Source organism: Ferrimicrobium sp. (assembly GCF_027364955.1).
GTDB lineage: Bacteria > Actinomycetota > Acidimicrobiia > Acidimicrobiales > Acidimicrobiaceae > Ferrimicrobium.
On the sequence record NZ_DAHXOI010000002.1, the window covers coordinates 85,923 to 106,379 of the forward strand.

Sequence of the window (20,457 nt, forward strand, 5' to 3'; positions counted from 1 at the left end):
CGCCCGAGGGGCAACGCCAGTGGACTAATTCTAGCAGCTCACCCCACCCCACACCGACCGTCTGTCATTACGCAACTCGCAGATGGGGAAAACTCGTAGGGTTCGGAAAATAATCAGCAAATTTAATGCTTGAGCGATGAACCGCTATCTGCCTAGAGCTCTGCCGAACAACCCGCCCCCAAAATGAGGAGAAAATGAGAGGGGCCTTCCACTGGGGATCCTTGGCAGTGGAAGGCCCCTCGTACCCCTGAACTGCTGGTTGTAAGCCAGCGCGAAATTGTCCGAGTACGTAGTGATAGTGATCGAGTACGTCTCATTTTTGCAGCTCATTCATGTCCTTTACAAAAATGGTAAGACGTTCCCGAACGCAACTGTTGGGTGAAAAGTTGGGTGCGACGCATCGAGACTGCTGCGGTACGGGTGGCCATGACCTCGTATACCACAATCTGTAGTCAGCCAATCAGACCAGTCCCATCATCAACTTGACTCCCGCAGTTCCACAACTGCTACATCTGGCTGTCCCAAATATGTCGCCAACTCTTTATGCTTCTTAATGATTGGAGAGGCCATATCCCGCCAGCGGCAATTAGATATCTGTAAGACAATCACCTTGGGTGGTGGACCGTGCAATGCGGCAAGTTCGCTAAAGTCACTATCTCTAGTTACTATGACAAAATTACTTTCACCAGCGAACGACCAAATCTCACTGTCCTTTGCACCTTCGAGTCCGACGAGGCTAACGTGAGAACTTTCCGGAAAATAGGGCTCCAGGATCCCGAGCATCCGACGCGATAGATTTTCATCTAGAAGAAGCTTCAAGCAGTGACACTCACGCTGCGATGTTCCCGTTCAGCAGCATATGCCAGGCACGCAAGAATGTCTTCTTGCTCCAGTTCCGGATAGTCTTCGAGGATCTCCCCCTGTGCCATACCTGAAGCCAACATGGCCAGAACATCATAGACTGTAATACGTAGTCCGCGGACGCAGGGTTTTCCGCTCCGCTTCCCGGGTTCTATAGTGATGCGTCCGCCGGTATCGATTTCGATTCCTCATTTCACTGGCTAGGGACATTCCCTACGTACTACTGTACCTACTTCACTTCCACCGTGCGACACTTACCCCAACAGGAGCTGTCCTCAAAACTAGCATTACCTTTTCTGAAGAAACCCAGCCCACAATCAGAGATGTCAAGCCGATCGTGTCGATCCCAGACCTCTTGGCAGTGTCGAACCTTGGTTGGGCTAAGGTCACCCCAGCCGTACTAGCGACATGTCACGATCGCGTCGTTAATGGTAGTTGAGGAGTTCCAAGCAAGCTCCGACTCGATCAGCGGTGCAAGCTTGTCCTCTTGCTCAATCACAAGCCGTGCAAGTTCACGCTCAGCCTGCCCCCTTGTGCCGCGAAAACGAACGTAGCGATGCTTGACCCTCCCGAGGCTGTCTCGTCCGATGAAAACTCGGAGCTCCCAGGTGTCTGGCCGGGCCACAAGGCGCATGCTTCCTGCCATCAAATCCTCCAACTTCGAAACCCCTGTTGGGTTATTTGCTGGGCTTTGGTCTATTGTGATTTAGGAAACATGCTCTGACCTGGTGGGCGCTAAGGGACTCGAACCCCTGACCTGCTGGTTGTAAGCCAGCCGCTCTAACCAACTGAGCTAAGCGCCCTCACGGTTGCTACAGTCTACCCCCGTTGAGTAGGATCGTCAGGCTGACCCAGAAGGGCGGACAAAATAAGGGAATTGCAGGCGGCCGCAACCTTACGGCGTGTCCGGTCCAATGGAGGCATCATCAGTTCCACGTCCTGAACGCGAACCACACCGCCAGCTTCTATCAAAATCAGAGCAGCTGCCAAGTAATCCCAGACAGCAAGTCCATCCGAGCAGTCAATAAACCCGTCACCACTTCCCCTTGCCAACAATGAGATCTCGAGCGCTGCGGAACCAAGAGAGCGCATTTGTGCCCAACCTAGATGTTGACGCGGATAACCGTTGACGAATATCACCGAACGATTCAACGAATCAGCCAATGATGGAACAACATGTTGACCATTGAAAGTAGCACCTTGGCCAACCTTAGCCGCGAAAACTCCCTCAGAACCAGACAGTCTCACTACCCCTACCACTGGACTGCCGTGGTGCAAGAGGCAGATAGCGCTGGTCCAGTACGGAAGTCCTCGCGCCGCATTTGTCGAGCCATCGATCGGATCCAGCACCGCTGTGACCGAGGAGCCCTGGTCCAAGAGGCCAGACTCCTCCGAGAACACATTGACTCCAGCATTGACGAGAAGCTGTAGGCCCGCCTCGTCGGCGACGACATCACCGACATGTTGCCCTCTTGCCTGCCCAGTCGCCGACCAGTCCGAGGAACTATTGACCGTTGCAAGGCAAGCTTCCGTCACCCGCAACCCAAGGTCTAGCAGCTGATCCGGTTTCCACTCCAAGATCACCATCCTAGCAACACCTCCACCGGTTCTCTAATTAGCGAGTGGGGTGTACTGAGAAAAAACTCGACCAATGAGCAACGGCAGGAAAGACTGCCCACGCCAGGAGCCCACCGATGATCACTGCAAGCACGATACTGATAAGACGCCCCTGACGTCCGATCAACGAGTGATAACGGCTGTAGCGAAGATCGTAACTTGACGTACCTACGGCCCTACGCACATAGGCGAGCACATGAAAGACCATCAGCGCAAACCACGCCACGAAATCATCCCGGTGGATGTTGAGCCAAAGCGCGGCTGTTGGCGTATTCGGGCGTGCGTAGACCAGGATGATGCCACTCACCATCAGGATCACCGTCGTGACCACCAGCAGTGGTCCGATAACCCGCAGAACCAACTCAGGGGGTCCGGCGTGTTTGAAGTCAGGGGCGCCGAGGTAGTACATCGCGAACCGATAGGTCGCCACAATGATCTTGTAGGCCATGATTGGGAGCAGAATCAGTCCGAGTACGACATGGAGTGCGATCAGCTGACCGATAAAAACAACGGTCACCCCTTCTATGGCCAGGCCAATGAAGAGCACTGAGCCGAGCAGGGCCAGCAACCTGGCGACCGCACGCACGCGTCGCGACGACGAGAGTTCTTCAGCAGGAACAGTTTCAGTGAAGACCGTATCAAAAACGCGTTGCAGCAACGAGAACCTCAACCTTTTCGATTGCAAACGAAACTATCAGCACCATTGTAACAAGGACCATGCCTGCAGAAGTCACAGATCCCCCGGCGACACCAACTCGCACATACGCATCCCTTAAGGGTGCTTCATGTGCTAATCTCGACACAACAAAGGCGACGCGGTGACGCTACTCGCGATACCTGTCAGCAGTGCTCAAGAGTCCCATCTTGCTGACCAGCTCGCCAACTCCTCCTTGATCATTCGATGACACCACATCGGCTGCCACCGCCAGCACCGATGGATGTGCATTTGCTACGGCAACCGGATGGCCAACGCTCATCAACATTGGTAGATCATTGAGGTGATCTCCAATAGCCACTGCGTCTTCGAGCTCCACCCCCAGCACCTCTGCCGCCAGGCCAACACCAAAGCCCTTGCTCACTCCCTTTGGAACGATCTCGACCCAGTCAGTCGACCCGCTAATGAGCTGTACTCCCGAGACCTCTTGCGCAAGGAGATCAATGAGTGCAGTGGCAGGATGATCCTTATGTCGAACGATCACCTTGACCACCGAATCGAGTTCAAAAAGCCCCGCTAACTCCCACTCGAGCTCGGTCATGGTCGGATCCTTCAAAAACGCCCGTTGGGGACGAAACTCGATCGGGGAGGAGGCTGCGAAGAAAAAGCCATCGTCTAGCTTGACGAGGCTCTCGATCGTGGCGCGTACAAACTCGCGAGACAGCTCCCTCACCCACAGCAACGACCCTCGCTCAAGATGGTAACCAACTGCACCGTTGTGGCAGACCGCAACGGGACCGAGATTAACGAGCTGCGCCACCTGCAGCACGCCTCTCACACCACGCGCAGTCGCCGGCACCACGGAAACGCCACGACTGCGGGCACCCTGTATTTGGCTCACCACGCTCGAATGGATGGTTGCGTTCGTCGTGAGGAGCGTCCCATCGAGATCAGTAAAGAGGAGTGAAAGCCTATCGAGTTGCGTCGGCATCCTCCTGAGCGTACTGGGATTGGGCGCGGAGCCGGCGAGGCGATGGAGCGGTAATCCCCATAGAGAGCTCTCCTCCAATTTTGAGCCCCACCCAAATCAGCGACTCCTCCAGCGTTGAAACCGGTCGATCGAGTTGGAGCGTCACCCAGCTCGGCAGCGATGCATACAGCCACCTCATGACGAAGGGATAAACCTGCCCCACAAAACCGACTGGTCGAAGCCGCTCCAAGATCGTAAACGCTTCCATCGTTGCTGCATTGACGACGAGGCTGGGTTGGCGCCAAACCCACTGGTTGAGGTCTGCATAGCGCAAGGGAACTTCAGTCATCTCACAACCCATCAATTCGGCAAATCGTGTCATCTCTGTGACATAACGGTCATAGAGCGCACGGTCAACTTCGGGGTGGAACCGCTCGTAGGCGAAACAGATAGACTCGACCATCGCATTATGGACCCATGCCAAGAGGAACGGGTCGTTAGCCGAAAACGCTGCCCCACCGTCAGGGACAACCCCTTCCACAGGTTCGTGAAGCCTACGAACTGCGGCAATCGCCGATCTCACCTCGTCCATGTCTCCGTAGGTAATCGTGTCGATGAAGTCGATCGTCTCGCGTAGGCGCTCATCTGGACGGTCGCCAAATCGCGAGAATTGACGCACTCCTGCAAGCGCTCGTGGTTCAAGCGACTGCACCGCCAGGGCACGCAAACCACCGACAAGTCCTGAGAAGTCGCTGTGTAACTGCCAAACCGCCGAATCGGGGCCAAAGAGGGTATCCATGTCCAAAGCCTACCAAACACCATGCGCTACCGTTAGCCTGGAATCGTGGACGAGCAAGGTACAACAGAGTGAATCATGCCAACGGATGGCCCCTGCACGTGCGTTCCCTTCCGAGCAAGAGAAGAGCCGTGCTTCTTGGATCGATCGCACTGACAGGTGCGCTGCTCTCCTCCTGCGGCGCAAGTGCCACCACAGAGGCTGACCAGGCCTGCACGCTCGTTCACCAATCGATTCGCCTGTATGACGCCTCACAAACCGCTGATGCCTCAAGGGCCCGCACAGACCTTGCCCGGGCGGAACTGCTGCTCGCACAGGCCGTCTCTCCTGCCAACCTCGCAGCATCAACAGACTCCTATTGGCAACCACTAGCCGGAACGCTCGCTGAGACAGAGCAGCTCCCTGAGTCACGCCTCGTCATTGCCTTACGGGCGCAATGTGCTCCTTCGGCCACCAACCAGGGTGAGTACGTTGTGCCCTACAAGTCCCAGGGACAGTGACCACTCCAGCGATCAATTGTCTGCTAGGATCTGGCGAACAACGGAAGAAAGGAATCCATGGCTCGGCGCCCTCTCCTCGGCACTCTGGGCATTATTGTCGCGCTTCTCGCGCTAGCTGTCCTTCAGCTTCGGGGCATCGCCACCGTGCCGCCGCTCGGCTCGACGTTGGACCCAACCACCGGCGCGTTCAATCTCGGTGCGCGAGCAGCCCTGCCGACATCGGCCACCATACACCCCGCCGGCATACCTGCTGCCGTCACAATCTCCTATTCAACTCAGGGTATCCCCGATCTTCACGCAAGCAATGAACGTGCCCTTTGGTACGCAATGGGATATCTCGAGGCGCGCAATCGGCTTTTCGAGATGGACCTCATCCGCCGTGAGGCCGGAGGCCAACTGTCAGCTGTTCTCGGACCAAGCTACCTGACCTCCGACCTCTTCGAACTTCGGCTCGGACTCATTCGAACCGCCGAGGCGAACTTCCAAGCGCTACCATCAGCTGACAAAGAGATTCTAGAGATTTTCTCGAACGGTGTGAATGCGGCACGTGCCTACGATATCAGCCACCATCAACTCCCCGTAGAGTTCCGTCTCCTCAACTACACCCCTGCTCCTTGGACACCCGTCGACTCGATGTTGGTCCAAGGGTACTTGACGCAGACCCTCGATTACTCGCAGAATCCCGTCGATTACTCGATCCTGGTTGGGCACCTTGGCTTCCAACGGACCATGGACCTGTTCCCGGTGATCGCGAAGAACCAGCAGGAACCATATGATCCCGGACCGTATCACTTTCACCACACCACCCCCACCGACCCACCCACCACCGTCACACCCTCGCTGCTTGACTCGCTCCAGTCGCTTGCCAACATGAGCACCAAACTCCCACCAGGAGCCATCCACTCGTTCTCAAACTCCAACAACTGGGCTATCGCGGGAGATAAATCAACCACCGGTAACGCTATTGTGGCAGGCGATCCGCATCTCAACCAGACACTTCCCGCCGTGTGGTACTGGGTCAACGCGCACGCCCCTGGGGTAAGCTTTGCTGGCGTTACCGTTCCCGGTCTGCCCATCATCCTGATCGGGAGAAATCACTGGATTGCCTGGAGCGAGACTGACGTCCAGAACCAATCGACCTTCTTCTACCAGGAGACCACCAGTAAGGCCCATCCTGGCGACTACCTGCTGCGAGGGAGATGGGTGCCGTTTACAGATTACGACTATACCGTCCAGGTGAAAGGGGGCACCAGTCAGCATCTCGTCGTACAGACAACGACCAATGGCCCCATCATCACGATCCACGGCGTCAAGGTAGCTGTTGACTGGATGGGGGCCGCTGTCTCCAAGGATTTTGCCTCACTGATGGGTATCCTCCACGCCACGAACTGGAGACAGTTTACGGCTGCGCTCTCGATCTGGCGCGCTCCATCACAAAACTTCGTCTTCGGTGACCGCCACGGCAATATCGGCCTCATCTCAGCTGGCGACTACCCGATTCTGCGCGCACGTGATCCGTGGTTGGTGATGAACGGTAACGATGGTACCCGCATTGTCGGATCGATTCCCAATAGCGAGATCCCGCAAAGCTACGATCCAAGATCAGGTTTTGTCTTCAGTGCAAACCAACGACCGGTCAGTGCGGACTACCCATACTACCTCGGGACCTCTTTTAACTTCTTCTCTAATGGTTATCGAGCTGACGAGATCCACTCCTTCCTCACTGCTCACCAGCGAGTGACCCCCACTGAGGTCGCTCACCTTCAGAACTCGGTGACTGACTACCTCGCCACCCAACTCGTCCCATGGCTCGTGCGCCAGTTCAATGGGGTCCATTCCACACCCGCGGTTGAGGAGGCTGTCACGACCTTGCGTCATTGGAATGGCTCCATGGGCACCACCTCAACGGCGGCGAGCATCTGGTGGACCTTTCTCGGCGACGACATCAGCGACACCTTCGAACCTTGGTTCCGTTACTACCACGTTCCCGAACCTTCCGGTAGCTCACTCGTCGTCAATCAACTCAATGCCCCACTGGTCGAGGACCTCCAATACCTGGATATCAACGACCCAGCAAATCCATTCTTCACCCCACCAACCAGCCGTTTTCATCGTGATGCTGGTACTGTTGCGCGAGAGGCACTGACACAAGCCGTCGCGAGCCTCGCCCGCAGACTCGGCGATCAAGAGACGACATGGCACTGGGATCGGCTCCACTTTCGCGAGTTTCCCTCCCTGAGCGGCGTGGCCGGTCTGGGTTATGGACCCCGGGGATCATCCGGGGATGCCTGGACGGTGGATGCCGCCGACGGAGGTCTGCTCTCAGAGGCCGGTCCGAGTTGGCGGATGATCGTGGCATTCGGCGATCGGGGTGTGGCCATCTATCCCGGAGGGCAGTCCGAGAATCCCTTGTCGAGCTGGTATGAGAATCAGATACCCGATTGGTTCGATGGGCACTATTTGCCGTTTGGGCTCGGCCCTCAGCCCAGCATCGCCACCTGGAGATTGGAGCCAAGCAGATGACAACGACACGGCGATCGATCCTGCTAGTACTCCTTGGTGCTGTGATCGCCTTCCTCGGCAATAGCGTCGGTCTCTGGTGGCTTGGCTATCTCGTCGGTGCAGGATTGGCGTTCGCGATCCGTCCAAGCCTCGCCGGCTGTTCTGTTGCCCTCGGGTGGATCGCTGGCTTCGTGCAGAGCGCAATGAGTGCACATCTTGCACAAGCCGCGCGTGTCGTCGCCCTACTCGCAGGTCTTCCGGCGACCCTCGGACTCCTTCTCGTTCTCTTTGCCCTCGTCCTTGCTTTTCTCGAGGGCTGGCTCCCAGCACTCGTCGTCGCTCGCCTCCGAGGAAACCAGCACGCGAACGCCAGGTGACCCAACCGCGTGTTACTGCGTCATGGCTCTGCGGTGAGTCGCGATGGAGTGGTCGATTTCAGCACCCATGAGCACCACAACAAAGGTGAGGTAGAGCCACAGCAGGAGCACTGCCACACCCGCTAGCGGTCCATAGGTCGCCGACTCGCCCGCTGAGTGGGTGAGGTAAAGGCTATAGCCAAGCGATGCGAGTACCCAGCCCACTGTTGCTATCGCGCTCCCCAGGGATAGCACCCTCCACCTCTTCCACGACCTTCCCTGTGCGGCCCCGTAGTAGATCGACAGCAACAACGTCATAGCGATCAACGAACCGACGATCCGTACCACCCATGCACCGACATCAAGAACGCCATGCAGCCCTAACGGCAACTGATCCGCGACCAACTTTTCGATTGCTCCACCAAAGACGAGCAACGCAACGGCGATGCCAGCAAGCACGATCGTAACTGCGAGCAATGGCAGCGCACGGACCCGGCGAAGGATAAAGCCATGCGGCTTGGCGACATCGAAGGCGACATCAAGTGCTTGCTGCAGTGCGGAGATGGCTTCGATCGCAGACCAGGCGGCTACCGCCAAGCCTGCCACGACGGCGATCAAATCCGCGCGCCTCGATCCGCTACTCTTGAGTGCTGCCGTCAAGATCGCCGCGACGGAGGTTGGCAGTAAGACCGACAGGTCATGCACGACCGTACCGAGCGTAGCAGGCGTCAACCCAATGAGCCTTGCCAACCCGACCGCTGCAATAATCGCTGGAAAAATAGCGAGGAATCCGTGAAATGCGAGCCCAGCGGCGGCCAAGGTTAGTCGATTGCGGCCGGTGGCTTTGGCGGCATCTACGGCGATGTCAACCGCCGTATCATCGACCAAGCGTTCCCGGAGAATCGTTAGAGGTTTAACGACCCTTCCCCCCAAAGCGACGATGGCCCAAGCGACCCAGTCCAACGTCGCCCAAGAGCACCAATGTCAATACGACCGCGACCACAATCGGCACTGCCAACCAACCCCCACTGTCATGGCGCACCCCTAGTGCCACTACCCCGGCGACGACGGCACCAAGTGCCAACCAGGGCTGGTCCCCAACGATGAAGTTCCAGAGGAACACAAAGGGACCTACGACTATCCGCATCATTGCCGGCCGATCTCATGCATCTGCAGCCGTCCTTCGCCGTCCGAACGCCACCAATAGCAGCGCAGTGAGTGCAAACCATCCCACCATTGGCAGTAGAAAGATGTCCCCTCCCGGCCAGTGCAGACCTAATCCCTGGGCCATCCAGAACGTCCCAAAACTGGTCAACATCACACCCACCACCATCTTGAGCTTGTTCTCTGGCACCTCCGTCAAGGCCCGGGCCAACACGATGCCAAGGGCGGCGACGACGAGCACCGCCACCAAAGCCGCGAGCGAAGCCTGACCAAGCGCACGGGCGCTCGACCCCAGCGATATCACAATAACCGCCACCTCGAGCCCTTCGAGCAAAACACCTTTGAATGCGATCACAAAGCCCTGGCGATCCGCCTCGTGTTTGAGTCGAGTCACCTGCCGCTCAAAGATCGCAGCCTCATCATGCATCGCCTTGGCCCCGATCGAGCGCAGCACCGCTTTGTGAAGCCACTGTAGGCCAAAGACCAGCAGCACAAACCCAACCACGGTGCGCAAAAGCGCAAGTGGGACATAGTGCACCATCGCCGTCCCTAGGACCACTACGGTGAGGACGAGGATACCAATCGCTAGCACCGCACCGCGGAGTGCAATACGCCAGCCATGGGTAAAACCGACCGCGAGAACGATCGTCAGTGCCTCAACAGCCTCCACTGCGCTTGCAAAAAAGACCGGAAGAACAAGCGCCCAATCCATACGTGGCGCCACTATCTCGAAACGAGCTTCTCGAGGAATTCAACGTCAATGAGGCCACTACCCTCCGCTCCTGAGGCCAACCGCCAGTGGGCTGGCTCGCCGGGGTCACCGAGACTCGAGGCCACACAGGCCGCCTCGGAGAAATCCTGGTCTTGGGTGTAGTCACTCGGGGTGATCAAGGTGGGAATACCTGCACCGACACTGGCCAACAGTCCAGCGCGTGTATCCTCAAGCGTCACCACGTGGTGTGCAGCTGCACGGTGCCGCTCAAGCAACCAAAGATAGATGCCCGGATCAGGCTTCTTGCGTGGGACGATATCACCAATGCCGAGATGTTGGAAACGGTCCTGCCAATCGTCGCCGAGACTCCTGCGCAACAGGGCATCAAGCCCCTCAAAGGTGATCGTCGAAGCGATAGAGATCGGAATGCGTCGGGAAGCGAGTTCATCCAGCAGGCGTCGTACGCCCACGCGAAGTTCAATACCACCTTCGTCGACCAGTTCACGAAAGTAACGTGCCTTGACATCATGGATCTGCTCAACCTGCGCATCACTCAAGGTCCCTAGCTCAGGGTGTTGGCTCCAATAGAAACGGATTCGCTCCTTACCACCCATAATGGCAAGGAGCTCACCATAGAGTTGGGGATCCCAGTCAACGGGATAACCCAGCTCACGAAAGGCGGAGTTGTAGGCCACGCGATGACCTCCACGCTCCGTCTCCGCTATCGTTCCATCGACATCAAAGAAAACCGCCTCAAGTGTCATCGTTGACCTTTCTACTCTCGTGACGGAGGTTAGCGAGACCTCCGCGAGTACTGTGCTGGCCGACGTGGTCGCCTGGAGCCACCACCACGACCTCCGCCATAGGACCCACCATCGCTACCCGGCACACCAGTCTGTAGCTGTTGTTCAATCGAGCGTGCCTTGGAGCGATCTCGATCAGAGACCAGCGAGATGACTACACCAGTATTTCCCGCCCGTCCAGTGCGGCCAGACCGGTGAAGATAATCGGTGAAGTTGTTCGGAAGATCATAGTGAAGGACAAGTGCCACCTCATCGACGTGGATACCACGAGCGGCGACATCCGTCGCGATCAACACCTGTGTCCGCTTGGTCAGGAAACGCCGCAGGGCTGCATCGCGTTGGCGCTGCGAGAGACCGCCATGTACTGCAGAGGCGTCCATGCCCAAATCGGCTAGCTCGTCATCGAGTCGATCAACCTGATCACGGGTGTTGCAAAAAACGATGGTCGGACCATGACCAAGTGCGTAATCCGAAACCAGACCCGCCTTCTCGTAGCGGCCAGCAGGTACGAAACGATGCTCAAGTTTTGGTTCATCAGCCTCAATCGTGATGAATGTCGGGTCCGTCAGGTACCGTTGTACTAGCGATCTTACTGGATTGTCAAGGGTAGCCGAGAAGAAAGCTGTCTGCCGACGAGCGGTTAAGGAGCCAAGAATCTCTGCAACCGCCGGGCCAAACCCCATATCAGCCATGCGATCAACCTCATCAAGAACGACATGGGTTACCGCATCCAGCGAGACGGCCCGCCGATCTACCAGATCCATCAAACGTCCAGGAGTGGCGACAAGAACGTCGACCCCACGCTTGAGCTGTTGGATCTGCTTTCCGTAGGGTGTTCCTCCGTACACGGCCATCACCCAGAAGTCCCTCGGAGCCAAGCTCACAAGCGCTTTTTGCACCTGTTGTGCCAACTCACGTGTCGGCACCAAAATAAGACCGAGTGGTCCGGTCGCGCGGCCACGAACCCCCTCGAGCAGTGAGACCAAAGGAACACCGAAGGCAAAGGTCTTTCCAGATCCCGTTGGTGCTTGTGCGATCAGATCATGGCCAGCAAGCGAAGCAGGAATTGCCTGGGCTTGGACCGCAGTGGGTTCAGTAATTCCAATCGCAGTCAAGCGCGCTTGAATTTGGGCGTCAACGCCCAAGGTATCGAATATATTCGACAAAGAAGTCTCCTCTACATACACGCGGAACTCCCACGTGCGTAGAAACTCCACATTCTTCGTGCCCGAATGGGCAGGCGCCGTTCGACAATCGAACAGGCCTTCACTAGCCTAGCAGGTCGCCACGTTCCCTCAGGCACTCGTTGCGTAACAAGAAAGGGCTCTCAACTCACCAACCAGCGGAAGAGGTTCAACTGTGTCGGGTCGAGATCGATCAATCGCTCTGGATGCCACTGTACCGCGACGAGTCCTGGCCGTTCCATCGCCTCGACGACACCATCCTCTGACACCGCCGTCACCACCAGATCTCCCCCTGGCACATCGACTGCCTGGTGATGGAGCGAGTTCGCCTGCTCGATACCTGGCAGCAGCCGGGCGAGCTCCGAGTCATCGGAGACGCTGATGCTATGGGCGTACTCGTACTCGTGTTCTGTGAGGGAATGCCGGTTTTTACCGCTCGTCTCAAGATCCTGAATAAGCGTTCCACCGAAGAAGACATTGACGACCTGTATGCCACGACAGATCGCGAGAATCTTACGATCCTGATGGAGTGCCTCATCCAGTAAGGCTCGCTCAATCCGGTCACGATTGACCTCAATCCCATAGACCTTGTCAGAGTTCACCGTCTGTCCATAGAGAGCGGGATCGACGTCACCACCTCCAGTAAGCATGAGTGCATCGGTAGAGGCGATCAGCTCCTTGGCTATCCTCTTGATCTCCGACTCAGCGAGATCACCGATCTGCGCCGGTGCCATCATCCCGTAGGATCCAAGACGAGCAAGAGCATCCAGATAGCCTTCGTGGGCCCCAGTACGCCTCCCCGATAATTGCCCCGCAGTTACTACAACCCGTGCCATTACAAAACCTCCCCGTCCCTATCGCAGTCGACATCGCTAGCTGTCAACGTTCTTACCGTCGACTCTGCAGCTGTCAACGTTCTTACCGTCGACTCTGCAGCTGTTCGCGTTCTTATTGTCGACGTAATCGTTGCCGAGCACACCAAAAGGCAAAACCCTCAACTGCCAGCCTATCTGTCAACACATCGCCAGCCGCACCACCTCACCATCTGACGCGTATCGTCTGTCCCATATCGTTGGTAGTACCGGTGTCTTAGCTCCTCGCGATGTATGAGCGGCGTGGGTGGGAGTTCTCCACCAACACCTACGATGACGATTAAGCCGTGCCAACGCGGCAAAGATTGGACAACGGACCGACAGCGATCAACTTGTGGAGGTGCTAGTGTCTAGGTAACTATGGAGCACCTCATCTCAACATGGGGCTACCTGGCAATCTTCCTTCTTTCAATTGCCCAGTCGGCCTGCGTTCCCACCTCGTCAGAGCTCACCTTCGGTTTTGCTGGTTTTCTCGCCTACACCGGTCACTTCAATATCGTTGAGGTCGTCGTCGTTGGTGCCCTCGGTGAACTGATCGGCGCCTACATTGCTTGGGCCTTTGGCATGACCGGTGGTCGCGCGCTCGTACTCCGCTACGGCAAATACATTCGTGTCGACCACGAACAGCTCGATCGCCTGCAAGCATGGTACGAGCGTCACCCTCGTTGGGGTGTCTTTGCCAGCCGTCTCCTACCGGTGGTTCGCAACTTCGTGGCCCTTGCCGCTGGACTCGCCGAGGTCCCGCCCCTCGCTTTTGGAGTCCTCACGTTGCTCGGATCGCTCGTGTGGGATGGTGGGCTTACCTTGCTCGGCTACTCCGTTGGATCAGCCTGGCAGCATATGGTCCACACCGTCTCCGACGCGGGCTATGCGGTGGTCCTCCTCGTTGTGATCGTCGTCGCATTCCTCTTCATGGCCCATCGCAAAGCGTCAGGGTCGCGCCGTCGAGCGGGTGACCAGCGGGTACCGTCGTCACCAGAGCCAGTCCGCTCCTCCGATGAGGTGGCACTCACACCGACTGCCTCCTCCACTCGAGCTGACTACAGCGACCCTACCGGCTATCTCTCGGCGCTCTCAAAACTTGCTCGCGCCAAAGCCGTTGTCCAAGACCCCGATACACCTACCCCATAGCTCATCCGCGCCCGCTGCCGAGTAGGTCGTCGTGGCGAAGACTCGGCCCTCCCTGGGGTGTCCATGCGCCAAAGCCGCCGCCCCGTGGGGCGCAATGGCCGGTAGCTGCGAAGCAAGTTGTTCGTGATTGCGTCCTACCTCTTTCCACAATCGTTGCACCACAACGGACGCCGACGACCCAACCGCCGCAGACCCCGGTCGACAATGCACAATATCCACTCCCGTAGACCAGTTGGGGAGCGCAAATCTGCGGCCAGTCGCTGAATTCCAGCGATGAAACTCACACAATGACCGTCAGCGAATCCTCCCCCCATAGGGTAGGGTGTCGTGATATCGATGGCCACAACCAGGTATCGGAGCATACCCAGACGGCATGATACTCCCGGCCACCTGGCGCTGTCGCTTTGGGTATCTGCTGTGCAAAAGGATGTCTACATCTTTTGGCTCCGCGTCGGTGGCAACGACCGTCGGCGCCGGCTCGACCATTGGACAAAGGAGAGAGGTTGGCAGGACAACATCAACGAATAACCGCGAAACAACGAGGGCGCCGGCTCCTCATCGTCGTCATCGTGATCCTCGTCATCGGCGCCGGAACTTCGATCGCTTTTGCGACCTCCTCCTCAACGACTACCCACCCCACCAAGGTCGCCCCAACCAAGGCGTCTGGGACAAAACGACTCGCGGCTACCTTCAATGGTCCTGATGGTGTCGAAGCCCGGTGGGTTATCCAACAGAACAAACTGCCTGGGACCACCGCTTGGAAGATAACCGGATCACAAACTCCAGATGCCATCATGGGCTACACCAACCGTCCACAAGCGCGCCTGGGCCAAACGGTCAATGTCTACGTCTCGACCGTCGCTCCCACGTACCGTATCGAAGCCTTCCGAATGGGCTATTACCAAGGACTCGGCGCTCGGTTGGTCTGGACATCCAAGCAGCTCACTGGCGTGGTACAACCAAGCTGTCCAGCCTCTGCCCCCCTCTATATGGTGCAATGCAACTGGCAGCGCTCGACCTCCTTTCCCATCACAAAGGCGTTTGTCCAAGGTGACTATCTCTTGAAGCTGGTGGGCGCAGGTGGACAGCAAAGCTATATTCCCCTCACGGTCTGGGATCCCCACTCAACGGCGACCTATGTCGTCATGAACGCTGTCTTTACCTGGCAGGCCTTTAACCCCTTCGGTGGCTATGACCTCTATCAGGGTGCCACGCCTGAGCCAGGTTATCCACCTCCCAATCGGTCGCGCGTCCTCTCCTTCGACCGTCCCTATGGCTACGGCAATGGAGCAGCAAACTTCTTAACCAACGAATACCCGCTGGTACGCTACATGGAAAAGCATGGTCTCAATGTGACCTACTGGACCAACATTACCCTCACGGTCCATGGCAACCTCCTTACCAACCACCAGGCGCTACTCTCTCTCGGACATGACGAGGAGTGGTCGACGAGGATGCGTTCAAATGCAGTTGCTGCCAGCACCCACGGCGTCAATCTGGTCTTCTTCGGTGCGAGCCCGATCCTGCGCAAGGTCCGCCTCCAGTCCTCACCCCTTGGACCAAACCTGGAGGTCGTGAATTACCGCGACCCGCAGGCCGATCCACTCTATGGGGTCGACAATGCTCGCGTCACACAGAACTGGTGGGGTCAGCCCCCCGCCAACTTACCCGCCTCGTCCTTGGTGGGCGATACCTATATCGGCTACAACAACAACCTCAGCTTTCCGCTCGTGGTCACCGACGCGCGCACTTGGCTCTTTGCGGGTACCGGCCTCACCAACGGCTCGAAGATACCAGGTCTCTTGAAGTATGACTTTGACGGCTACGATCCCAGCCGCCCGAACCCTCCCAACGTCGAGATCCTCAGTCACTCGCCAGTTGTCATCGGCTTTGATAACCACAAAACTTACGCTGACACGACTTACGTCACCAACCCCACCAGCAAAGCCGGCATCTTCGAGAGCGGTACCAACAATTGGATCGCTGCCATGCAAGCTTGTCAACCGGGAACCACCGCCTGCCCGAGCCACCTTGTTCGCGTGATGACCGGCAATATTCTCCGACTCTTTGGAACTGGCCCGACTGGCTTCACGAACCCCTCCACCGCCAACTGGTCACAGTTTTATTAATCAGCATCCCGGCGAAGTACTTTCCATGCAGAGTTCTAGGAGGCATCGATGGCAGCTATCTATATTCACGGTCATGACCCATCGGTCCTTGCGTCACATCGTTGGCGGGGTGCCGAAAACTCCGCTGGCTACCTCGTACCCGTCCTGCAAGAGGACGACACCCTACTCGATGTTGGCTGTGGACCAGGAACCATCACGCGCGACTTTGCACAACTCCTCTCCAGAGGTCGTGTCATCGCCCTCGACCAAACCACGCCGATCGTCAAGGAAGCCGTTGGGGCCAGTCCGTACGGCTTTGGCATCGTTGGTGACGCCTACGCACTACCCTTTCAGAACAAGAGCTTTGACGTCGTCCATGCTCACCAGGTACTTCAACATCTTCGTGATCCACGACGAGCCGTGAGCGAGATGGCCAGGGTGGCCCGGCGCTACCTCGCCTTCGCCGACGCCGACTACGACCGGATGCTGTGGTGGCCCACCTCGGAGGGACTCGAGCGCTGGATGCAGGTGTACCAGGGCATCGCTTCGGCCAATCATGTCAATCCCAACATTGGCCGCGAACTCCCGTCGCTCGCGCTTGCCTGCGGGCTCGCACGCCACAGCGTCAACACCATCACCTGGACCTATGCCACACCCGAGCTGTGCCATTGGTGGGGAGGGTTATGGGCTGGCCGGGTGCGACACTCCACTTTTGCGAGCGAGGCACTGCGGCTTGGACTCGCCAACGCTGAGGAACTCGACTTCATTGCCCAAGGGTGGCAGAGCTGGGCAAACCAACCTGGAGCGATCTTTGTGATCACATCAGTAGCGATTCTGGCGGAAATTTAGCGCTTGGACTCCTGGGGGCGAGGGCGAAGTACGAGAATCGTGTCCCCAGATTCGATCACCGGATCCGTCGAGACACCCATGTGGATCTGACCCTGTTTGACGACGCCGAGCAACAGCCCCTGCTCGATCGAACGGGCCTGACTGAGCGTACGGCCGATCACCCCCGGTTCGGCGGGATATTCGCGAAACATCATCTCGGGGGAGCGCACCATCTCCAGCAGTAGATCACCAGCGTGGGGAGTCTCGATACTCTTGGCAAGTGTATGCCCCAACAGATCCTCGATCGAGACCGTCGTCTCCACCCCCAAATCCGTGAGTGCCGTCGCAATCCTCGAGGAGTTGGCGACGGCGATGAGCGGGACAGCCGGTGCAAGATGTCGGAGCATCACAGCGATCAGCAGTGCGTCCTTCTCATCCTCGACAGCGATGAGAAGCCGCGAGGCCCGCTCTGGCTCCGAGCGCCGGAGGACGGTCTCAAGGGTCGGATCCCCCTTGATCGTCTCGATCGTTGCCGGGAGACTCTCCAGATTGCTCTCCGCGACCACCACCACCCGCTCTCCCGTGGCGGCGACCTCACTCGCAATCTTGCGCACGGCATCGTGCATGCCATAGATCGCAACAAAACTTCCTTTGGGGGGTCCTTCTCGCATGTGCAAGAGCTTAGCGAGCCGAGTGGCGGTGAGCGATGCCGCCAGAAAGGCAAAGGCGGCGCCAAAGAGTGGAATTGTCGTCACCATCACAAGAATGGCGATCACTCGGCCGACGGTGTTGTGTGGTGTCACATCCCCATAGCCGACGGTTGTCGCTGTGGTGACCGCCCAGTAAAGACCGATGCCAACACTGACATGCTGGGTAAGGGCAAAGGCGATGGCGCCGATCACCAAACAGGTGATCGAAGCGACCAACAGCGTCACAATCTGGCTACGTTTGACCTTCGTCAACAGGACAGCAAACAACGTGGGCATGGCAGCCACAGCCTACCAGCGCAACACCCAACTCCACCAAGACCACCATGAGAAGCATTTACTGGCGAAAATCAGGAGTCAGCTGCACGGTTCCAGAACGACCCCGCAGATCCAGCACTGCCCCTTCGAAGGGGCCAAGGTTGCGAAGGTCGCCGCGACTCATCAGCGGTCGCGCCCGTCGATGGGTGCTCGTTGTGAGCCGCAAGAAACCTCCGCGCTGCCACCCCACCTCCTCTCGGTTCACATCCCCGAAGAGCTCCTCCAACATACGCAGGGTCTCGATGTCCCCGATCCCACCGAGGACCATCGTCGTGCCAAAGAGTGTCAAAAGGCCTCGCATGAGTTGTGGCCATCGAAGTCTCGCCTGTGAAAGATCTTGCAGGGCACCGAGTAGGTGGACACCTTGACTGACCCCTTCGGAGAGTAGCGAGCCAAGCGAAGGGAGCGGAGCTATGTTGGCCATCTCATCGAGCAGCAAGGCCACCATCGGCTGTATCCCCATGACGGTAGCGCGATAGGCGGCACGACGAATCTCGTCGATCAGCGCGACTACCACCGGAGCAACGACCGTCTGCACGAGGGACGGCGAGACAATGAGGAGCAGATCACGACTCACGACAAAACGTGAGGGTGCAAACTCCTCTCCCTGATCCTGGTCTCGGAAACGGTAGGCCCCAAGGGCACCCGAGGTCGAGGAGATGATCGCCGATCGCTCCCTCGCCTCGGTCCCTAAGATCCCCTGAAGTACGCCAAGGGCGCGTACCTCTCCGGCGAATTGGAGAGTATCGGTCGCCTCTCCAAATTCACGCCCGTCGACCCATTGGGCAATCACCGTCGCTGACACTCCGAGAAGATTGCCAGCCAGCAAAAGCGGAGCGAGAAGGGCCTTCGCTCGATCAATCCAGTGTCGATCCGATGAGCCCCCAACGCCGAGCGCTACGGCGACAAAACCCTCAGCCACCAGGACCGCCTCTTCGAAACTGGTTGCTGCCATGACAGGGGACCAGCTCGCGCGACGGACCCCCTCCATGAGTGGCACCTCTCCGCTCGGGTCAAAAACCCAAACCTTGCCGACCTCGAGACGGCGGGCCAAAATAGCGTCCAGGATATCATTCTTCGTCGAAGTGACGACGACAGCCCCAGGAAAAAGGCGTGCATTGGGAATGACCAACGAGGAGGTCTTCCCAGACCTTGGCGGACCTAACACCAGCAGATGTGACCGATCAGAGGTAAAGAACGGGGCACCACTGGCCTCTCTCCCCAGGTAGAACACCAAAACCTACTCGATAACGAGCTCTTGGTTTAACAGCGCGTCGATCTCGTCCCGGGCTACACCGATCTCGGCCAGGATGCCTGTCGAGTCGTAGACAAGCTCACGCCGGAGCCGTCGCTCCTCTTCGTCGTAGTTTCCAAAACGAGGAGCTGGCCCCGGTTGACGCAGTTCTCCCACCTTGACAAAACTCCCTCGCTCCTGATGAAGTGGGTGATCGAGTGCCTCAACCATGGTCAACACCGGCGTCACGCAGGCATCCGACGTTGCAAACACCGACTCCCACTCCGCTCGTGTGCGACGGAGGAACCGCTCCGTGAAGGCCCTACGCATCTCCGGCCAACGACCCTGATCATACTGATTCGCAGTAGTGAAGCGCTCCCCAAGGTCGAGCACCTCAACAAGCTCCTTAAAGAACTGGGGCTCGAGTGCCCCCACTGCCACCCAGCGACCATCCTTGGTGCCATAGGTGCAGTAGAAAGGGGCGCCGCCATCAAGGAGATTGCTTCCTGGCCCAGACGACCAACCTCCCTCCTGAAACATCGAGTAGATCATCGTCATGAGCAACAGTGAACCATCGACCATCGCCGCATCTACCACCTGGCCCTTTCCGGTCCGGTGGGATTCGATGAGCGCGGCGAGCACGCCAGCCACAAGCAACATGCCACCGCCGCCAAAATCTCCGACCAGATTCAGTGGAATAGATGGTCCGTGGACCTCGTCCCCGATGGAGCCCAATACGCCGGACATCGAAATATAGTTGATATCGTGTCCCGAACGCGCTGCTTTTGGTCCATCCTGACCCCATCCAGTCATCCGCCCGTAGATCAACCGTGGATTGACGACCATCAGTTCCGAGGGTCCAAGTCCTAACCGTTCCATAACGCCCGGGCGGAACCCCTCAATCAGGATCGACGAACGCTCCACAATCCGTCCTATCAACTCAGCAGCGCCGGGTTTCTTGGCATCGATGGCGATGGCGCGCTTTCCCCGACCCATCAGATCGGCACCGATTCCCGGTCGCTTGGGCGGATCGATTCGGATCACCGTCGCTCCAAGGTCAGCAAGGATCATGCCAGCAAATGGGGCAGGACCAATCCCCGCCATCTCAACGACCCGAATACCCTGTAGTGGCCCCACAA

At 57.8% G+C, this 20,457-nt stretch carries 22 protein-coding genes and 1 tRNA gene; 6 read left to right on the top strand and 17 right to left on the bottom strand.

Annotation, left to right across the window (positions count from 1 at the left end):
- Nucleotides 1-477: 477 nt before the first annotated feature.
- The 8 genes from M7Q83_RS14170 to M7Q83_RS02190 form a co-directional block, all read right to left on the bottom strand.
- The gene (locus tag M7Q83_RS14170) at nt 478-819 is read right to left on the bottom strand and encodes a DUF5615 family PIN-like protein (RefSeq protein ID WP_366526357.1); all 342 of its coding nucleotides are present in this window, start codon (nt 817-819) and stop codon (nt 478-480) included.
- On the bottom strand, nt 816-1,040 hold the full coding sequence (locus M7Q83_RS02160; protein WP_366526362.1) for a DUF433 domain-containing protein: 225 nt from the start codon (nt 1,038-1,040) through the stop codon (nt 816-818). The genes M7Q83_RS14170 and M7Q83_RS02160 overlap by 4 nt, the downstream gene beginning before the upstream one ends.
- Before the next feature lie 221 nt (nt 1,041-1,261).
- The gene (locus tag M7Q83_RS02165) at nt 1,262-1,507 is read right to left on the bottom strand and encodes a hypothetical protein (protein ID WP_298334895.1); all 246 of its coding nucleotides are present in this window, start codon (nt 1,505-1,507) and stop codon (nt 1,262-1,264) included.
- 80 nt (nt 1,508-1,587) lie between these two features.
- A tRNA-Val gene (locus tag M7Q83_RS02170) sits at nt 1,588-1,664 on the bottom strand.
- A gap of 16 nt (nt 1,665-1,680) precedes the next feature.
- The gene (locus tag M7Q83_RS02175; protein ID WP_298334898.1) at nt 1,681-2,439 is read right to left on the bottom strand and encodes an inositol monophosphatase; all 759 of its coding nucleotides are present in this window, start codon (nt 2,437-2,439) and stop codon (nt 1,681-1,683) included.
- Between the two features lie 37 nt (nt 2,440-2,476).
- On the bottom strand, nt 2,477-3,136 hold the full coding sequence (locus M7Q83_RS02180; RefSeq protein WP_298334900.1) for a hypothetical protein: 660 nt from the start codon (nt 3,134-3,136) through the stop codon (nt 2,477-2,479).
- A gap of 166 nt (nt 3,137-3,302) precedes the next feature.
- A complete protein-coding gene (locus tag M7Q83_RS02185) occupies nt 3,303-4,124 on the bottom strand; it encodes an HAD family hydrolase (protein WP_298334902.1) in 822 nt (273 codons plus the stop codon).
- Nucleotides 4,105-4,902 (bottom strand): oxygenase MpaB family protein, encoded by a 798-nt coding sequence (locus M7Q83_RS02190; RefSeq protein WP_298334904.1) that lies wholly within the window; start codon nt 4,900-4,902, stop codon nt 4,105-4,107. The genes M7Q83_RS02185 and M7Q83_RS02190 overlap by 20 nt, the downstream gene beginning before the upstream one ends.
- Nucleotides 4,903-4,970: 68 nt before the next feature.
- Here M7Q83_RS02190 and M7Q83_RS02195 point away from each other — a divergent pair, with 68 nt between their 5' ends.
- Genes M7Q83_RS02195 through M7Q83_RS02205 form a run of 3 tightly spaced genes read left to right on the top strand, consistent with a single transcriptional unit; the run spans nt 4,971 to nt 8,278 of the window.
- Nucleotides 4,971-5,399, top strand: a complete 429-nt coding sequence (locus M7Q83_RS02195; protein WP_298334906.1) for a hypothetical protein — start codon at nt 4,971-4,973, stop codon at nt 5,397-5,399.
- A gap of 57 nt (nt 5,400-5,456) precedes the next feature.
- Complete coding sequence (locus tag M7Q83_RS02200; RefSeq protein WP_298334908.1) at nt 5,457-7,922, top strand: penicillin acylase family protein; 2,466 nt, start codon at nt 5,457-5,459, stop codon at nt 7,920-7,922.
- Nucleotides 7,919-8,278, top strand: a complete 360-nt coding sequence (locus M7Q83_RS02205) for a hypothetical protein (protein ID WP_298334910.1) — start codon at nt 7,919-7,921, stop codon at nt 8,276-8,278. The genes M7Q83_RS02200 and M7Q83_RS02205 overlap by 4 nt, the downstream gene beginning before the upstream one ends.
- A 12-nt stretch (nt 8,279-8,290) precedes the next feature.
- Here the strand turns inward: M7Q83_RS02205 and M7Q83_RS02210 are convergent, their stop codons facing one another.
- The 6 genes from M7Q83_RS02210 to M7Q83_RS02235 form a co-directional block, all read right to left on the bottom strand.
- The gene (locus tag M7Q83_RS02210; RefSeq protein ID WP_298334912.1) at nt 8,291-9,145 is read right to left on the bottom strand and encodes a YihY/virulence factor BrkB family protein; all 855 of its coding nucleotides are present in this window, start codon (nt 9,143-9,145) and stop codon (nt 8,291-8,293) included.
- Nucleotides 9,146-9,170: 25 nt separating this feature from the next.
- Nucleotides 9,171-9,407, bottom strand: a complete 237-nt coding sequence (locus M7Q83_RS02215; protein WP_298334914.1) for a hypothetical protein — start codon at nt 9,405-9,407, stop codon at nt 9,171-9,173.
- Between the two features lie 12 nt (nt 9,408-9,419).
- On the bottom strand, nt 9,420-10,133 hold the full coding sequence (locus M7Q83_RS02220) for a hypothetical protein (protein WP_298334916.1): 714 nt from the start codon (nt 10,131-10,133) through the stop codon (nt 9,420-9,422).
- Between the two features lie 11 nt (nt 10,134-10,144).
- Nucleotides 10,145-10,897: an HAD family hydrolase gene (locus tag M7Q83_RS02225; RefSeq protein ID WP_298334919.1), complete on the bottom strand. Its 753-nt coding sequence runs from the start codon at nt 10,895-10,897 to the stop codon at nt 10,145-10,147.
- Between the two features lie 29 nt (nt 10,898-10,926).
- Nucleotides 10,927-12,102 (bottom strand): DEAD/DEAH box helicase, encoded by a 1,176-nt coding sequence (locus M7Q83_RS02230; protein ID WP_298334921.1) that lies wholly within the window; start codon nt 12,100-12,102, stop codon nt 10,927-10,929.
- 161 nt (nt 12,103-12,263) lie between these two features.
- Nucleotides 12,264-12,956 carry a gamma-glutamyl-gamma-aminobutyrate hydrolase family protein gene (locus M7Q83_RS02235; RefSeq protein ID WP_298334923.1) on the bottom strand — a complete coding sequence of 231 codons (693 nt, stop codon included), beginning with the start codon at nt 12,954-12,956 and terminating at the stop codon, nt 12,264-12,266.
- 396 nt (nt 12,957-13,352) lie between these two features.
- On the opposite strand from M7Q83_RS02235, the gene M7Q83_RS02240 reads away from it, so the two are divergent.
- The 3 genes from M7Q83_RS02240 to M7Q83_RS02250 all read left to right on the top strand — a co-directional run bounded on the left by M7Q83_RS02240 (nt 13,353) and on the right by M7Q83_RS02250 (nt 17,080).
- Nucleotides 13,353-14,123 (top strand): DedA family protein, encoded by a 771-nt coding sequence (locus M7Q83_RS02240; protein ID WP_298334925.1) that lies wholly within the window; start codon nt 13,353-13,355, stop codon nt 14,121-14,123.
- A gap of 503 nt (nt 14,124-14,626) precedes the next feature.
- The gene (locus M7Q83_RS02245) at nt 14,627-16,252 is read left to right on the top strand and encodes a N,N-dimethylformamidase beta subunit family domain-containing protein (RefSeq protein WP_298334928.1); all 1,626 of its coding nucleotides are present in this window, start codon (nt 14,627-14,629) and stop codon (nt 16,250-16,252) included.
- A gap of 48 nt (nt 16,253-16,300) precedes the next feature.
- A complete protein-coding gene (locus tag M7Q83_RS02250; RefSeq protein ID WP_298334930.1) occupies nt 16,301-17,080 on the top strand; it encodes a methyltransferase domain-containing protein in 780 nt (259 codons plus the stop codon).
- Here M7Q83_RS02250 and M7Q83_RS02255 read toward each other — a convergent pair.
- From M7Q83_RS02255 to M7Q83_RS02265, 3 genes are read right to left on the bottom strand one after another with little or no spacing between them, the layout of a single operon-like run.
- Nucleotides 17,077-18,045, bottom strand: a complete 969-nt coding sequence (locus M7Q83_RS02255) for a potassium channel protein (protein WP_298334932.1) — start codon at nt 18,043-18,045, stop codon at nt 17,077-17,079. The genes M7Q83_RS02250 and M7Q83_RS02255 overlap by 4 nt on opposite strands.
- 58 nt (nt 18,046-18,103) lie before the next feature.
- Nucleotides 18,104-19,318, bottom strand: coding sequence for a TraM recognition domain-containing protein (locus M7Q83_RS02260; protein ID WP_298334934.1), 1,215 nt, complete (start codon nt 19,316-19,318; stop codon nt 18,104-18,106).
- A gap of 6 nt (nt 19,319-19,324) precedes the next feature.
- On the bottom strand, nt 19,325-20,455 hold the full coding sequence (locus tag M7Q83_RS02265) for a CaiB/BaiF CoA-transferase family protein (RefSeq protein ID WP_298334935.1): 1,131 nt from the start codon (nt 20,453-20,455) through the stop codon (nt 19,325-19,327).
- Nucleotides 20,456-20,457: the final 2 nt, after the last annotated feature.

Excerpts from the sequence above, each read along its gene's own strand:
- M7Q83_RS02165 (WP_298334895.1), bottom strand. The coding sequence starts at position 1,507 with ATGGCAGGAAGCATGCGCCTTGTGGCCCGGCCAGACACCTGGGAGCTC.
- M7Q83_RS02185 (WP_298334902.1), bottom strand. The coding sequence starts at position 4,124 with ATGCCGACGCAACTCGATAGGCTTTCACTCCTCTTTACTGATCTCGAT.
- M7Q83_RS02190 (WP_298334904.1), bottom strand. The coding sequence starts at position 4,902 with ATGGATACCCTCTTTGGCCCCGATTCGGCGGTTTGGCAGTTACACAGC.
- M7Q83_RS02200 (WP_298334908.1), top strand. The coding sequence starts at position 5,457 with ATGGCTCGGCGCCCTCTCCTCGGCACTCTGGGCATTATTGTCGCGCTT.
- M7Q83_RS02205 (WP_298334910.1), top strand. The coding sequence starts at position 7,919 with ATGACAACGACACGGCGATCGATCCTGCTAGTACTCCTTGGTGCTGTG.
- M7Q83_RS02215 (WP_298334914.1), bottom strand. The coding sequence starts at position 9,407 with ATGATGCGGATAGTCGTAGGTCCCTTTGTGTTCCTCTGGAACTTCATC.
- M7Q83_RS02220 (WP_298334916.1), bottom strand. The coding sequence starts at position 10,133 with ATGGATTGGGCGCTTGTTCTTCCGGTCTTTTTTGCAAGCGCAGTGGAG.
- M7Q83_RS02225 (WP_298334919.1), bottom strand. The coding sequence starts at position 10,897 with ATGACACTTGAGGCGGTTTTCTTTGATGTCGATGGAACGATAGCGGAG.
- M7Q83_RS02235 (WP_298334923.1), bottom strand. The coding sequence starts at position 12,956 with ATGGCACGGGTTGTAGTAACTGCGGGGCAATTATCGGGGAGGCGTACT.
- M7Q83_RS02240 (WP_298334925.1), top strand. The coding sequence starts at position 13,353 with ATGGAGCACCTCATCTCAACATGGGGCTACCTGGCAATCTTCCTTCTT.
- M7Q83_RS02250 (WP_298334930.1), top strand. The coding sequence starts at position 16,301 with ATGGCAGCTATCTATATTCACGGTCATGACCCATCGGTCCTTGCGTCA.
- M7Q83_RS02255 (WP_298334932.1), bottom strand. The coding sequence starts at position 18,045 with ATGCCCACGTTGTTTGCTGTCCTGTTGACGAAGGTCAAACGTAGCCAG.